This is a genomic window from Erythrobacter sp. NAP1, from assembly GCF_000152865.1.
GTDB lineage: Bacteria > Pseudomonadota > Alphaproteobacteria > Sphingomonadales > Sphingomonadaceae > Erythrobacter.
Map to the genome: position 1 here is coordinate 2191543 of NZ_CH672390.1, position 14689 is coordinate 2206231.

The following is a 14689-nucleotide window of genomic DNA, read 5'->3' on the forward strand; positions in this document are numbered from 1 at the left end:
CGAAGCAGACTGGAGCTGAGCTCTAAAACCAGGCCCGTACGCCGATCAGCACCTTGAAGCCGTCAGGATCGTCACCGGCTGCGCGAGCAATGTCAGCGGTTTCGCCCAGTTTCGCCTCGTATTCGACACCGATATATGGCGCGAACTCGCGCTCGATCTCGTAGCGCAGCCGCAGGCCCGGCTCGACCTTGGTCAGCCCTGCGCCGATGCCGCGCTCGGGGTTGTCCTGAGCAGCAAGCTCTACCTCGAGTCTTGGCTGAATAATCAGTCGCTGCGTGATGCGCTGGTCGTATTCGCCCTCAAGGCGCGCTGTCAGGTCTCCGCGATCTGAAAGGAACAGCGCCCCGTCGACGTGAAACATGTAAGGCGCAAGGCCCTGAATGCCGACGACCAAATGGCCGCGCGTATCGGGCTCTGGGTCAAAGCGCACACCGGCCTGAAGGTCGAAAAATGGGCCGATGGCGCGGCTGTAGAGCGCCTGGATTTCCGCATCTTCGAGCTCGCCGCCAAATTCGCCTTCGCCCTCGGTCTTAAGGACAAAGCGGTTGATATCGCCGCCATAGAATGCCTGCGCGTCCCAGACATAGCCATCCTCGCCGCCATCGGCAGCAATGCGCGCTTCGAGCCGCTCGATCAGCACGCTGCCGGTGCGCATGCCGCCATTTTCTCGGGCGAGGTTGCGACGGCTGGAAGCCATCGCATCGGTTCCCCAAATCGCGTCGGCGGCGTGGCGCGGGCCGTCGAAGGCGCGCTCGGGGACGGCGCTTTCGGGCGCTGCGCCGGGTGCGGTTTTATCGACCGAAGCGCCGCCGTGCTGGCCGTGCCCCATTTGCGAATGATCCATCGCGGAATGGTCCATCTGAGCGTGGTCCATGCTTCCGTGTCCCATATCGCTGTGGTCCATATCGGAATGATCGGCCGCACCTTCATCAGCACCGGTTTCTTGCTGGTGCTGGCTGTGGTCCATCTGCGAATGGTCGATGTGGCCATGCTGCGCCTCGCTCTTCTCGGGAGGGCATTGCTCGGGCGGCAGATGCCCCATGGCGCAATGATCGACTTCGGTCGTCGGCTCAGGCTGCGCTGCGTGCTCATGAGTCCCATGGGACCCGTGCGCGGAGTGATCCTGCGCGGCAACAGGAGCAGCGAAGAGCGCCGCGCTTGCAAGCAAAACAAAACGCATCAGGACGGCGTGCCTTCGGGAAACGGGCGCACGGTCACGACCTGCATCATGCCAGCGTGCATGTGATAGAGTAGGTGGCAGTGAAAGGCCCAGTCGCCCGGCTCGTTCGCGGTGAGGTCGAAGGTCGCCGTGCCGCCCGGCTGAACGACCATCGTGTGCTTGAGCGGCTGGTGCATGTGATCCGCGCCATTCACCATTTCGAAGAAATGACCGTGAAGGTGGATCGGGTGCGCCATCATGGTCTGGTTGACCAACTTCACGCGCACGCGTTCGTCATAGCCAAAGCGGATCGGGTCATCGGTAACGCTGGTGAACTTCTTGCCGTCGAAGCTCCACATGTAGCGCTCCATGTTCCCGGTAAGATGGATTTCCATCTCGCGGTCGACCTCGCGGTGCGGGTTCATGCGCTTTGCCTTGAGATCGGTGTAACGCAGCACGCGGTGCGGCACGTCGTCGAGCCCAAGGCCGGGGAAGTCCATGCGATCGGTTGGCATGGGTGCGACCATGTCGATACCGGGGCCAACCTTCACGTCATCGGGCAGTTTTGACGTGTCGCGCATGTCGTGATCCATACCGCCCATATCGTGACCCATCGCGGCATGGGCGGAATGGTCCATCATGCCCATATCGGTCATGGTCAGCGTGGGTGTCTCGCGCAGGGCCGGAGGCGTCGCGATGTGGCCCTTGTGGCTCGTGAGGCTGGCAACGCCCATGCCGCTTCGATCCATGGCCTCGGCCACGATCGCGTGGCTCCCGTCCGAAGGCGCGACGATCACGTCGTAGGTTTCCGCGACACCAATCTGGAACTCGTCCACCTCGACCTCGTCGACGTCCTTCCCGTCGGCCTGGATGACCGTCATCGGCACGCCGGGGATACGGACATTGAAGAAACTCATCGCGCTGCCATTGATAACGCGCAGTCGCACTTTCTCGCCCGGTCGAAACTCGAGCTGAAGGTCGTCTGCCGGACCGTGGCCGTTGATGAGATAGGTATAGGTCGAGCCTGTCACATCCGAGATGTCGCGCGGGTTCATGCGCATCTGGCTCCACATGCGGCGCATTTCGCCAGACATGTCGCCCTCGCTCGCGGTCTGCATCTGGCGGTTGAAGTAGTGCTCGCCGACCTTGAGCTTGCGCATGATCTCATGCGGGTGGATCGGCGTGAACTCGCTCAGCAACACGACATAATCGCGGTCATAGCGCGGGTCGGGATCGGCGCTTTCGATGATGATCGGGCCATAGTGCCCAGCCTGTTCCTGAAGCCCGGAATGCGAGTGCCACCAATATGTGCCGTTCTGCCTAACAGGAAATTCATAGGTGAATGTCTCACCCGGCTTGATGCCTGGAAAGCTGACACCGGGAACGCCATCGAACTGGAAGGGCAGCAGCAGGCCGTGCCAGTGGATCGAGGAATCCTCTGCAAGGTTATTGGTGACGTGGAGGCGAATGTCCTGCCCTTCGCGCAAGCGGATGAGCGGGCCAGGAACCGTGCCATTGACCGCAAAGGCATGTCCCGAACGCCCGCCCGTCATGAAATGCGCATCGCCAATCGAGAGATTGATGTCCTCTCCCGAAAGTTCGCCGAACCCGTTTTTCGCGTGCGCGAAACCACCGCCTCGCGCCCATGCAGGCATCGGGAGTGAGGTTGCCGCGGCAAGGGCGGCAGTGCTCGAAATGAACGCGCGGCGTGAGGTGTTGAATGGCATTCTGGCTTTTGGGTTGCTGCAATCTCGAGATCGGGATACTATACCCCCCTATGGTATGCAAACGGGATTTCATCCGATGAGCGGAACGGACAAGATCAAGAGGTTGAACCGCATCGCAGGACAGGTGCGCGGTGTGGCCCAGATGATCGAGGATGACCGCTATTGCATGGACATCCTGCACCAGATCGCAGCGATCAAGTCAGCCTTGGCCAAGGTGGAAAGCCAGGTGCTCAAGGACCACGCCGCGTGCTGCGTAGCCGAGGCCATCGCAAGCGGTGACGAAGTCGAACAGCGCGAGAAGTTCGAGGAACTGGTCGAGCTTTTGGAACGCACGCGCAAGTAAGCGTTTTTCTGGATATGAAACAGCCAAATACAGCCAAGCTCTATCGCATGGTCATGGAAGACCATGTGTGCCCCTACGGTATCAAATCGAAGTGGTTGCTCGAGAGCCGCGGCTACCAGGTTGACGACCACCACCTCACCACGCGTGAAGAAACCGCCGCTTTCAAGGACAAGCACGGGGTCAAGACCACCCCCCAGACATGGATCGGTGATGAGCGCATTGGCGGCTACACCGACCTCGCAGCGCATTTCGGCAACCCGGTTCAGAATGAGGGAACGTCCTACCAGCCGGTCGCGGCGCTGTTCGGTATGATGGCGTTGATGGCGCTCGGCGCTGCGTGGGTCGCGACGAGTGAGCCGCTCTCGATCCTGTCAGCTGAATGGTTCGTCAGCTTTTCCATGTGTGCGCTTGCCTATCTGAAGCTGCGCGATGTCGAGAGCTTCTCGACCATGTTCCTGAACTATGACCTCCTGGCAAAGCGCTGGGTGCCATACGGATATATCTATCCGTTTGCTGAGGGATTAGCAGGAGTGCTGATGACCGCGCAGGTCCTCAACTTCGTATCGATCCCCGTCGCGCTTTTCATCGGTACAATCGGTGCGGTGAGCGTGTTCAAGGCAGTCTATATCGATAAACGCGAGCTTAAGTGCGCCTGTGTCGGCGGCGACAGCAACGTGCCGCTGGGGTTCGTCTCACTGACCGAAAACCTGTTCATGATCGGCATGGCGGTTTGGATGCTGGCGAAGCCCTTGGCGATATGATCTGTCGCGCCTGCAATTGGCTTGTTGCTCGATAAGCCGCTCGCTCTTCCGCGACTTACTCGGACCCTTGCGGGAACCACAGCTATGCTGAAGTCTTCGATCGCATGGCTGCAGGGATCTACTCAATGAACTCTGCGCTCAGGGGGCCAGCGCCTTCTGGGTCGCTGAAGTCATTTCGACATCGCCCATGAACACCCGCATCGTCTCGCGTGCTCGGCTGACGCGGCTTTTGACCGTGCCGACATTAGTGTCCATGATACTCGCTGCCTCATCGTAAGACATTCCAGCCCCGGCAACGAGCCACAGGGCCTCTGCCTGATGTGCTGGCAGGCGCGCCATGGTGCGCTCGACGTCATCGACGTGGATGCCGTTTTCTTGCGTTGCCTGCTGAATGAGTAAGCGCTCGGCCTGTTCGGGTTCGAGATCTATTTCGCGCTTTGTCTTGCGGAGCGAATTGTAGAATTCGTTGCGCAGGATCGTGAACATCCATGCCCGGAAGTTGGACCCCGGAATATAGGTTTCACGCGCGGACCATGCGCGAGCCATGGCTTCTTGCGCGAGATCGTCCGCAAGATCGCGGTTGCGACAAAGGCCACGCGCAAAGGCACGCAACGAAGGAACCAGCGCGACCATATCCTCTTGGAACTGAGAGAAGCCGTCGGGTCGCGAAGATCGTTCCAGGGTGCCTGCCATCAGCTCTCCCTCGACCGGGTTTGTTTGCTGGCGAACTCTGCGATCAGGTCGCAAAATTCATCCGGCACCTCTTCTTTTTCCACTTCGTTGAACATCTGACGCAGTGCCGCGTCAATTGGGTCAAATGACGTAGACCGTTGTTTGCGCTCGTTTGTCATCGTGCTTGCATAGCTCATTTGTCTTTCCAGATCGGTGCCTTGAGCACCGCAAAAATCAGGTTGGATGAGCAGCATTTTGATGAAGCTGCTCGATAGTCATACCCATGCAAGTGGGTCGCGACGCAAAATGTTCCATAAAAAGCGGGAACAAATCCGACCGGGCAATCTTGGTCCATCAGGGAGTTTACTGATTATGACCTTTGAGAATGAAGTCGCGCGCGAGCTGCCGTTCCTCCGCCGCTACGCACGAATGCTTACCGGATCGCAGGCCGCTGGCGATGCCGCTGTCCGCGAAACGCTGCAGGCGATGATTGCCGCGCCCGACGAGTTTCGCACCGAGTTTCCGGTGCGAAATGAACTGTACCGCGTGTTTCACAAGCTCTGGACCGACGCGTCCCTGCGTTCTATCGACCTGTCGAGCGCAGTAATCGGCGCATTGCCGCACAAGGCCCGCAAGGCATTGCTGCTGACCACGATCGAGGGTTTCGAAGCGGACGACGCAGCATTCATTCTCGCCATCGAGGAAAGCGAAGTGCGCGCCCTTACTGCCGAAGCGCGAGAAGCGATCAGTGCGATGCTTTCTTCACGCGTGCTGGTGATCGAGGACGAGGCGCTGATCGCGCTGCACCTCAAACAACTGCTTGTCGACATGGGCAATGACGTCGCCGCGGTCGCCCGCACGGCGAGCGAGGCGGTCGAAGCCGCTGACCAAGTCCAACCCGAACTGATCCTTGCCGACATCAACCTGGCTGACGGGTCGAGCGGGATCGATGCGGTCGACGAGATCCTGCAGAAAATCGACGTGCCTGTCATCTTCATCACGGCTTTCCCGGAAAAGCTGCTGACCGGCGAACGTCCTGAACCGGCCTACGTCATCGCCAAACCGTTCAATCCCGATCACGTCGCGGCAACGGTCATGCAGGCTTTGCTGGTGAGCCGCGAGGCTTCGATGGATGCAGAGCACGCCTGATAAGGGCGGCTAACCAAGAGAGCTGACAGATGACCTCTGGCACAGGTTCCTTGTGCGTTCTCTATGTCGATCCCGACGAGGCATCGGCAATTGACATCGCGCGCCAGCTCGGCGGCATCGGACATGACGTCACTCATGTGGCGAGCTCAGGCGATGCCGCAGATCTTCTTGCCAATCGTGAGTTCGATGCTGTCCTTCTTGCTGACAGCGAAGACGCAATGAAAGGCTCAATTGGTTCGCTGGGCGAGGTCGACAGTCTGCCACCGGTCATCTGCCTGCTTGCCTCGCACAATGCTTCGCTTGCTCTTGATGCGTTGAAAGCCGGGGCGCAGGATTATCTCGTCAAAGAGACTGATCCGGGGTTTGTTGGCCTTCTCGATGCGATCCTTGGCCGCGGCGTTACCCATGACCGTGCGCGGCGCGGTAAGATGATCGCGGAACGAGAGGCCGCTGTGTCGCGTTCGCGCTCCGACATGCTGCTGGACGAGATGAAACATCGCATCGCCAACAGTCTCGCGCTCGTCGTGTCGATGGCTCACATGCAGGCCGGTGCATTACCAACAGGCGATGCGCATCGCGCCATGGATGACTTTGCCGACCGCGTCCACGCCATCGCACAGGTTCACAAAGGACTTTACGCCTCGATGAAGGTCGGGACGGTCGCGATTGACGACTATCTGACGCGGCTGGCCCGAGAGCTGCGCAGCGATCACCTTGGTAGACGCTCGCTTTCCGACCTGAAATTCGAATGCATAGAAGCGACCGTCTCGGTCGATCAGGCGATTTCGCTCGGTATCATCCTTTCAGAACTGGTCGGCAATGCAGCCCGGTTTGCCTATCCGGGCGGCGAGAAGGGCGAGGTGCGCGCCGCGCTTTTGCGAGACGGTGATGATGCAGCGACACTGGTGGTCGAGGATGACGGCGTCGGCATTGCGGACACTGCGCTGATGCATCCCGGCCTCGGCTCGCAAATCATCGGCGTGCTTGCACACAGCCTCGACGGCAAATTCCAGTTTGAGACCAAAGAGAAAGGGGTGAGAGCGGTCGTGCAATTCCCCCTGCCGGACAAGACCAACTCTCGCGCCATGGACGCATAGTGGTGTTAGGACGAATTGACTCGCGCCTTTTGGCAGCTTTCCGTAGGGGCATTGAATGACAACTGCCCTTTCCAGCAAGGTGGTCGAAGCAGCCGTAATGCTGTTGAACGAGAGCCCCTCGTCAATGGTGCTGTTCACGCCCGACCTGACCATGCTGTACATCAACGCCGCTCATGAGCAGATGACCGGGCGCAGCGCCGATGAGGTTGTCGGGCGCGGAATGTTCGAGGTGTTCGCGCCCAATCCTGAAAAGCCCGATGAAGCCAGCGCCAAAGGTGCAATCGAGGATGGTGTGGCGAAAATGGTGCGCACGCGCGAGCCTTTCGTGATCACCGAGCAACAGCACGATCTGCCTGACGAGCATGGGGTCTACGAGCCGCGATTCTGGTCGCTGGTCATGTGGCCGGTCGTCGACGGCGATGAAGTCGTCGCCATTATTCAGCGGTCAGAAGACGTGACCGAGCGGGTGCGACAACGCCGCCTCACCGATGCGGTGAGGATAGCAGCCGAGGAAGCCTCGGGCCTGTCCTTCTTCTCTTACGATCCGCGAAATGACCGGTTCGTGAGGAACAGCGCAATCGACGAGATGTTCGGCTTCGAACCCGACGAAGCCGGACCAACCGCAACACCCTTTTTCGACCGCATCATGCCCGATGATCTGCCTGCAGTGCAGGCCGAGGTCGAGCGCGCCATGGCCGGCGGAGCCGGGACGAGTGCGGCCTTCGACTACAGGGTCATCATACCCGAAACTCCGGGCCATCGGTTCATTCGCGTGCGCGCCGGGATCGAGCGCGATCCGGTCGATGGAAAGCTCAAGCTGTTCGGCGCCTTCATCGACATGACCGACGTCGAAGAAGCCCGCGCTCGGATGGAAGACCTTTCACAGCGGAACGCGGCGCTTGTGATCGAGAGCAACCACCGGATCAAGAACTCGCTCGCGATTGCAGCAGCGATGCTGTCCTACCAGATCGGTGCGACCAAGAGCGACGAGGCCCAGGAAGCTCTCAAGGCTTCTGCCAATCGCATCATGGCAATCTCGGATGTCCACGGCGAACTGCACGCGGATACGGGCGTTGAATACGTTGATGCAGGCGACCTGCTCAAACGCTTTGCGAACAGTTTTGCCCGCACCATTGAAGGCGATGAGAACGGTTGCAAGATCAGCGTGACGACACAGTCGATCGCGCTGCCTTCGCGCTTTGCCGTTTCGCTTGCGCTGACGCTCAACGAATTGCTCACGAACGCCGTCAAATACGGGATGTCGCATGACCAGGATTGCGAAATCACCGTCTCGCTCGCCCAGGAAGGTGAGACGGTACATCTGAGGGTGGAAAACCCGATTGCCGAAGTCCGCTTCACCAAGATCGTGTCCGAAGGCGTTGGCAGCGATCTTATTCATGCCTTTGCCCAGCAATTGGGCGGCGAGATCGTCTCGCACGAGGACGACATGATCTTCAAAGTGCGTTGCAGCTTTCCGGTTCCAAGCGACCACGAAAGCTGAACAAGCGCATGCCTGCACAGGCCGCTACTGGGCCAACGCCGACTGGATCCATCTGGCATTTCAGCAAGAACGGTCTGTGAGGGCTGGCGACTCAATTCTGGCGAAAAAAGTTGAGCGGGGTCCAGAAGCCAAATGGCTTTGCATTATGGACATGATGAGCCGTCTCCTAGGCGTCGTCTTGGTGCTTCATAATTCCAAGGCGAGGATCTCCCCTCGCTCTCGAGCCAATTGACTGCGGATGGGCTGAAGAACTTGACGTACTTCGGGCAGAGACCGGATCTCATCATAAAGTGGGTCGCCGCGCAGCAAGTTGATTACGGTCGGATTGACCCGCGCAAATGCGTGGGGCCATCCAAAATCAGGCAGCTGACGGACCAGCTCGATTGCGCGCTCATTATCATTCTTGAGCGCAGCAACATCGATCTCGAATAGCACCAGATCGAGCCAAGGGCGCCCGACACCGCGCATGGTTTTCACCGCTTCCTCAAGACTCGCAAGATGCCGCTTTGCTTCTGCCACCCGGCCCGCCCGGCGAAGGGCCATCACCAGATAAGGAGAAATGTCGCCGACTATCCGCTCGGGCTCGCTCGCTTGCTGGGTGTAGAGAATGTAATTTGCATGACTGGCGAAACGTGCATCGTAATCAGCAAGCAATTCGTCATGGCGATCATACTGCAGGTAAAGGGGCAGTACCACCGCGATGAAATTCCTGTCGTCCCAGGCGCTGGCCCCTGTGAGGCCATTCGCGGCCAGAACGTCGCGATCCAACAGATTCTCACGATAGAGCTGCTCCATGAGCATCTGCGGCGCGCCAGGTATAGGCATGACCAATCCTTCTTGAGGCGGAAGGTTCAGTAGAATGCGGACAGCGCGTTCCAGCAAGTTTTGACTGAACATGCGTTCAGCCTCCGTGTTGGTCAGGGCCGCGCGCCGAGTTAGCCGGAGATATTCGGAGAGATCCCCGTCGAGCCTCGCAAGCCGTGCCTCGACGAGCAGTCGCTGCGAAGGGGTGACTGACGCAGCTAGGATGTCCTGCTCCATTTCCCGTGCCATCTGCATGTCGCCAAACTCGGCAGCGAGCGTCGAACCATTCCAGCTGGGAGGCCAGAGCGGGTCGATCTCAATCATCGTTCTCGCGCTGGTCAGCGGGTCCGCTCCGTCAAGGACGAAGCGACGCTGGACGATGCCAAGCCAAAACCATCCTTCGGAATCACCGGGGTCGAGTTTGACGACCCGACCAAGGCTAGCGAGCGCAGTTTCGGCGTCTTTGGCCGACATCCCAAACACTTTGAGGGCGCCGATTGTATTGGGCTCGATGGCTACAGCCTTCTCAGCCGTTTCGAGAGCCTTGGCCAGATTGCCCTCGATTTGTGACGGGTCACTCGGCCGCTGAAGGAAGTACGCCATCGCGAGCGCGCCCCATCCATCAGCGAAGTCGCCGTTACGAGCCGTCACAAGCTCCAGGATTTCGCGCGCAGCTCCGACCTGATCCTGGCCGCGTGTCTTCAGAAGACCGGTCGCAACGAGATAAAGCCGGAAGTCGCTTGCCGAAATGGTCTCCTGGGTCGCAGTTGCGCGAACCGGCCGGTCCAACGCTGTCGCCACCGCGCGCGCGGTTCGGAAAGGAAGGCTCTGAGCAGAATCCGTTGCGCTGTTGACGCTTTGGGAAAGGACAGTCTCGCCGGTCTCAGAGTTAACTACGTTGACATCGAGCACGATCCGCTCGGCCTCGACCTCGAACCGGCCAGACCAGACGAACTGCACTCCAAGCTTCGTGCCGATCTCGGCGGGTTCAAGATTTTCGCCCAAGAGAAGCTTGGCACTTTCGCTAGCGGTAACTTCCATCGCACCGACTCTGGCGAATTCTGCGCGCAACTCGCTTTCGAGACCCGCTGCATAGATCGGATCGACGCCTTCGGAGATTTCAAGTGGGAGCATCGCCATCCGGACGGTGCCTACTGGCCCGCCCGCAAATGGCTTTAGCCAGATCGCCGCGCCTACCAATGCCAGAACCGCAAGAGCTCCAGCGATGATGATAGTAGCCCGCCTGTTTGCTTGCAGTCTCCGAGTTGCTGCGACCTTTGGCTTTGTCGGCTGCTCGATGACATCAGGGGCGGGCTTTTCCAGAACGTCGTCGGGGGCTTCACGCACGACAATGCGATACCCAACCTTTGGAACGTTCTCGACGACGGCGGCGTCGCCAGCCACTTCGCGAAGGCCCGTTCGCAAGATTGAGATAACGCGATTGATTGATGTATCGCCCACCACGCGGCCATCCCAGCAGCGATCAATCAAATCGTCGCGAGATAGGATCGTGCCGACGGGAGAGGAAAGCGCGATCAGGACTTGCATGACCTTGGGCTCGAGCATCCGCTCCCCATCTGGTCCGGTGATACGGCGAAGCGAGGGCTGAACGAGGATCGAACCCAGGCGAAAATCGCCATGGTGAGCAAGATCGACCCGCCCCACCTGCCGTTCAAGTGCTTCGTCCGAGCTCCCAATTTGGTCGTTCATGGCATTGGCCCCATTCCCCTGCCGCTATGTCCAGCCCGAGAGCCGACAGCGATCATTGTGCAGAAAAACATGCTCAAGTCACCAGAGACTGGCCAAAATAAGCTTTTCATAAGCTCAATATCACTGAAATCTCAGCGTTTCTGCGCAGCGCGATAAGCCGCAGCCCGTCATTCTCCAACTCGTCCAAACGGCAACCGGGCTTCACCGGACGAACGCCACCCAGGGACAGACACACCCGACCAGCCAAGGCTGGATAAACACTATGGAGAATTATGATGACCAAGACTTTTGCTACCGCCGCTCTCGCTCTCGCAGCTATCGCACTTCCGCTTGGCGCAGCACATGCGAGCGAAGGCCGCTCGGTTTCGATCAGCTATGCTGACCTCGACCTGTCGAGCCAGGCCGGGCAGGAAATCTTCGACCGCCGCATCGAACGCGCAGTGCAGGCTGTCTGCGGCACGATGCAGGGCCGCCCGAGCCTCGATGCAGCCGTACGCAAGTGCCAACAAGAAACGCAGGTTTCGGCCAACAAGTCGCGAGACCTCGCAATTGCCAATTACGGCCGCACCCAGTTGGCAGGCGCGGATCGCGAAATCCGGCTCGTCATCCGGTAAGCTGTTACGCCAAGATCTCGGCGAGCGCTTCAGAACAGCCTCGCCACCTATGATGCCGGGTTTCTTGAGTCCCCTTGGAGCCCGGCATCTCCCTGTTTGCGACAGTTGAGCCAATGATTCAAAAAGACGTGTCCAAGCGTACCGAGATGATCCTGGGGTCTCCCAGAAATCCTACAGGCGCGCTGAAATTGGCCACCGACAGGAAGGTGAAATAGTCCTCGTTAAAAAGGTTGCGGGCCTGAGCACTCAAACGGAAGTTCTCCCACGCATAGCCAATACGCGCATTAACCGTAATCCGCTCGCAGCAACGATTGGCAGCGATATTCTCGGAAGAATTGAAAGTGCTTGTCTGATGGTTACCTTCAATTCCGCCGAACCATCCCAGTCCTTCGTCGAATGAAAGCCCGAAATTCGCGGAGAATCGAGGCGCGTTCGGGAACCGGTTGCCAGCAAAGTCTGCTTGATTGAATTCGCTAGCAGGTCGGGTCGGGTTGAAACGGGGGTTGGGAAAGCGATCAAATTCGGTGTGGGCATAACCGACCGATCCATAGATCGTGACGACATCGCTTACATCGAAAGTGGCGTCAGCTTCAAAGCCATAAAGTGTCGATTTGCCGGCGTTCGTGACGATGAACACGAACGGGAAATCAGGCCTTCGCTGAGCGACCTGCTGGTCGGTCCAATCCGCATAATAAAGGTTTGCGTTAACGACCAAACGGCCGTCCATCCAAGCGGTTCGCGCGCCAAGCTCGTAATTCCAAAGGTATTCGGGATCGAATTCGCTAACCAGGCCGTCCACGACATCGAATATCCCGCCTCCTGCCTGATAAGCTCGCTGTGCGACAAATGAGATATTGGCGTCGTCCGATACAGTCCACCGCAAGCCAACTTTGGGAAGCCATGCATCGTAGGAAGCGTCAATCGCTTCGGTTTCGGTACCGAAGAAGCGGTTGAGTGATTCAGCGCCTTGCGGAAATGGTTCCACGGGCGAAGTGACAGCGCGCGAAAAGCTTTCAAACTTCTCATAATCGTATCGGAGCCCGAATATCAGATCTACAGTATTCGAGACTGCAAACTCGCCATCAGCAAACAGCGCGTAATTGCGCGTGCGGTTGGACAAGTCGCTCTCTCGCTCGATGAAGGCATCGAATGGCGCCACTGGAGAGAGAAAGAATCCAGGGATCACGAAGTCGTCTGTTTCATCCGCGTTGCTGTCGAAGAAATATCCGCCGACCACACCGCTGAACCATTCGTTAGCGAATTGAGCTCGCAATTCCTGCGTGAAAATCTCGTCGTCACCGCTGCGAGTGCTGATCGACAAGGACTGCGGCATGTTGTCGCCATCGAACTGCCGGAAGTAATCGGTTTGCTGGAAAGTGCCGATCGATTGCAAGGTAAGACCGGGAGCGACTTCCCACGACGCGTTGAGCGATTGGATGAACGACTCAGTGCCCTCAATGCCTGGCACATTGTAAGCGACTTCCCGGTTCACCTCCCCCGGACGCAATGCAGGGCCTGCGGGGACCCGATTGGTAGGACTAAGCGACCCCTCACCACCCATATTGTCGGTGTAGCCAGATGTTGAAACGATCGAGATATTGGGCGCCGGTTCGAACAGCAGTTTGAAACGGGCCGTGGTCAGCTCGTTTTCGTCGGCCTCCTCGCCAAGGAAGGTGTTGAATACAAACCCATCGCTTGCCTGGTGGTTGATGGATGCGCGGAAGGCCAAAACGTCGTCGACAATCGCGCCACCACCAGCAGCAGCGATTTGCCTACGGCCAAATTCTCCAACTTCACCGCGAACGTCGAGCGTCCAGTCAAAGGTCGGGTCCTTTGTTCGCAGATAGATTGTGCCCGCCAATGAGCTACGCCCGAAATTGGTCGATTGGGGACCGCGGTAAACTTCGACCTGGGCAAGATCCCAAGTGTCGTTCGGGCCGAAAAAAGTCGTCCGGTTGCCGAGCGGGGAATCGTCGACATAGACGACCAGCGTGGATCCTCGCCCGCTAACGCCCCGCTGATCGATGCCACGGATCGCGAAACCTCGCTCATCGACGGATGCGGAGACGTTGGGAATTCTCTCGATCAGATCATAAAGGTCCAAAACCGGTTCGCGGGCTATTTCTTCGTCTGTGACGACCACGACGCTGTCCGTTACCTCGTCGAGCGGTCTTTCGATTTTCTGGCCCAAGACGATGATGCGCGTCTTGTCCCCGCTCTCGGCGCTTTCGCTGACCAGACCGGGTTCGAATTCTTGCGCGAACAACCCGGGCGAACCGAACACGGCCGGTATTACAAGCGCAGCGCGCCTAAAAAGCCTCAATGACATGGAACCCCCATCACAGCCGACCACGACGCACACGCCACACTCTGTGCGCGCGCCATAGACCGTCCCCCTAGGCACAGCTTTCGCAAATTGCTGGCACTTGATCAACTGGTTAGTCCGAACAACACCCAGGCTTCGGTACGGGTGACTGAACTGTCGCTTCGCCTGCAATCTCAGGCATGGACTACAGCTGGTCCTCACTTGGCGGCGCAGAACGGTCAGATTTCGGTCTGCTCAAATGCGCCTCTGATTTGGATTGGCTTCAGGCAAATCTTTGCACCGAGACCCTGAGTAACTCGGCTAGCGGCGGATGGCTCGCATGTTTAATGGATCGTCGTCATACCCTTGTGCCTCAACAGTCTTAGGGAATGTCTGCGGTCGGGTCGGAAGCCGACCGGCAGCCCTTGGGTCTTAGAATTGGTCGCGCCATTGCCAAACGCCGGCCCGTTTGCCGACTATTCCAGTGCGCTTCATCTTGCGATCGGGGGGATCGCGACCCGCCTGAATTTTCGCGCACGCCTTGTTGCGAGCCTTCCGGAGGCGCTCGCGGAAACAGTTAGCGCCGCAATGAATCCCTATATCCCGCAAAAGTGGCGGGATTTCAGGACCTCAGGAGATAACGAGATATGTACAGGTGGTGCCGCTTACGTGACTCGAACACGTGACCCCATCATTACGAATGATGTGCTCTACCAACTGAGCTAAAGCGGCACATTCTCATTGCTGAGAAGGTGGAGGCCCGAGCCGGAATCGAACCGGCGTGCAAGGATTTGCAGTCCTCTGCGTAACCACTCCGCCATCGGGCCGAGCCGCCCCGTTTCGAGGG

Annotated in this window: 12 protein-coding genes and 2 tRNA genes; 6 read left to right on the forward strand and 8 right to left on the reverse strand. The window is 58.7% G+C overall.

Annotated elements, in window-relative coordinates; genetic code table 11:
- Window positions 1–22: 22 nt before the first annotated feature.
- Window positions 23–1180: a copper resistance protein B gene (locus NAP1_RS10355; RefSeq protein ID WP_007165240.1), complete on the reverse strand. Its 1158-nt coding sequence runs from the start codon at window positions 1178–1180 to the stop codon at window positions 23–25.
- A complete protein-coding gene (locus NAP1_RS10360) occupies window positions 1180–2886 on the reverse strand; it encodes a copper resistance system multicopper oxidase (protein WP_007165241.1) in 1707 nt (568 codons plus the stop codon). Before NAP1_RS10360 ends, NAP1_RS10355 begins: the two co-directional genes overlap by 1 nt.
- Window positions 2887–2962: 76 nt before the next feature.
- Here NAP1_RS10360 and NAP1_RS10365 point away from each other — a divergent pair, with 76 nt between their 5' ends.
- Together NAP1_RS10365 and NAP1_RS10370 are read left to right on the forward strand one after the other, a co-directional pair.
- Window positions 2963–3229 carry a metal-sensitive transcriptional regulator gene (locus NAP1_RS10365; RefSeq protein WP_040464408.1) on the forward strand — a complete coding sequence of 89 codons (267 nt, stop codon included), beginning with the start codon at window positions 2963–2965 and terminating at the stop codon, window positions 3227–3229.
- Between the two features lie 14 nt (window positions 3230–3243).
- Entirely contained in the window at window positions 3244–3990 is a 747-nt protein-coding gene (locus tag NAP1_RS10370; protein ID WP_007165243.1) for a glutaredoxin family protein, read from the forward strand.
- A gap of 138 nt (window positions 3991–4128) precedes the next feature.
- Here the strand turns inward: NAP1_RS10370 and NAP1_RS10375 are convergent, their stop codons facing one another.
- Together NAP1_RS10375 and NAP1_RS10380 are read right to left on the reverse strand one after the other, a co-directional pair.
- On the reverse strand, window positions 4129–4683 hold the full coding sequence (locus NAP1_RS10375; RefSeq protein WP_007165244.1) for a sigma-70 family RNA polymerase sigma factor: 555 nt from the start codon (window positions 4681–4683) through the stop codon (window positions 4129–4131).
- Window positions 4683–4916: a NepR family anti-sigma factor gene (locus tag NAP1_RS10380; RefSeq protein WP_007165245.1), complete on the reverse strand. Its 234-nt coding sequence runs from the start codon at window positions 4914–4916 to the stop codon at window positions 4683–4685. The genes NAP1_RS10375 and NAP1_RS10380 overlap by 1 nt, the downstream gene beginning before the upstream one ends.
- A 118-nt stretch (window positions 4917–5034) precedes the next feature.
- On the opposite strand from NAP1_RS10380, the gene NAP1_RS10385 reads away from it, so the two are divergent.
- Genes NAP1_RS10385 through NAP1_RS15965 form a run of 3 tightly spaced genes read left to right on the forward strand, consistent with a single transcriptional unit; the run spans window position 5035 to window position 8409 of the window.
- Window positions 5035–5811: a response regulator gene (locus NAP1_RS10385; protein WP_007165246.1), complete on the forward strand. Its 777-nt coding sequence runs from the start codon at window positions 5035–5037 to the stop codon at window positions 5809–5811.
- A gap of 29 nt (window positions 5812–5840) precedes the next feature.
- Window positions 5841–6908 carry a sensor histidine kinase gene (locus NAP1_RS10390; protein WP_007165247.1) on the forward strand — a complete coding sequence of 356 codons (1068 nt, stop codon included), beginning with the start codon at window positions 5841–5843 and terminating at the stop codon, window positions 6906–6908.
- A 55-nt stretch (window positions 6909–6963) separates the two neighbouring features.
- Complete coding sequence (locus NAP1_RS15965; protein ID WP_007165248.1) at window positions 6964–8409, forward strand: sensor histidine kinase; 1446 nt, start codon at window positions 6964–6966, stop codon at window positions 8407–8409.
- 186 nt (window positions 8410–8595) lie between these two features.
- Here the strand turns inward: NAP1_RS15965 and NAP1_RS10400 are convergent, their stop codons facing one another.
- A complete protein-coding gene (locus NAP1_RS10400; RefSeq protein ID WP_007165249.1) occupies window positions 8596–10923 on the reverse strand; it encodes a winged helix-turn-helix domain-containing protein in 2328 nt (775 codons plus the stop codon).
- A gap of 275 nt (window positions 10924–11198) precedes the next feature.
- On the opposite strand from NAP1_RS10400, the gene NAP1_RS15970 reads away from it, so the two are divergent.
- On the forward strand, window positions 11199–11537 hold the full coding sequence (locus tag NAP1_RS15970; protein WP_162013481.1) for a UrcA family protein: 339 nt from the start codon (window positions 11199–11201) through the stop codon (window positions 11535–11537).
- Between the two features lie 118 nt (window positions 11538–11655).
- Here the strand turns inward: NAP1_RS15970 and NAP1_RS10410 are convergent, their stop codons facing one another.
- The 3 genes from NAP1_RS10410 to NAP1_RS10420 all read right to left on the reverse strand — a co-directional run bounded on the left by NAP1_RS10410 (window position 11656) and on the right by NAP1_RS10420 (window position 14669).
- Window positions 11656–13821 (reverse strand): TonB-dependent receptor, encoded by a 2166-nt coding sequence (locus NAP1_RS10410; protein ID WP_007165251.1) that lies wholly within the window; start codon window positions 13819–13821, stop codon window positions 11656–11658.
- A gap of 677 nt (window positions 13822–14498) precedes the next feature.
- Window positions 14499–14574 (reverse strand) — tRNA-Thr (locus tag NAP1_RS10415).
- Between the two features lie 21 nt (window positions 14575–14595).
- A tRNA-Cys gene (locus tag NAP1_RS10420) sits at window positions 14596–14669 on the reverse strand.
- Window positions 14670–14689 lie beyond the last annotated feature (20 nt).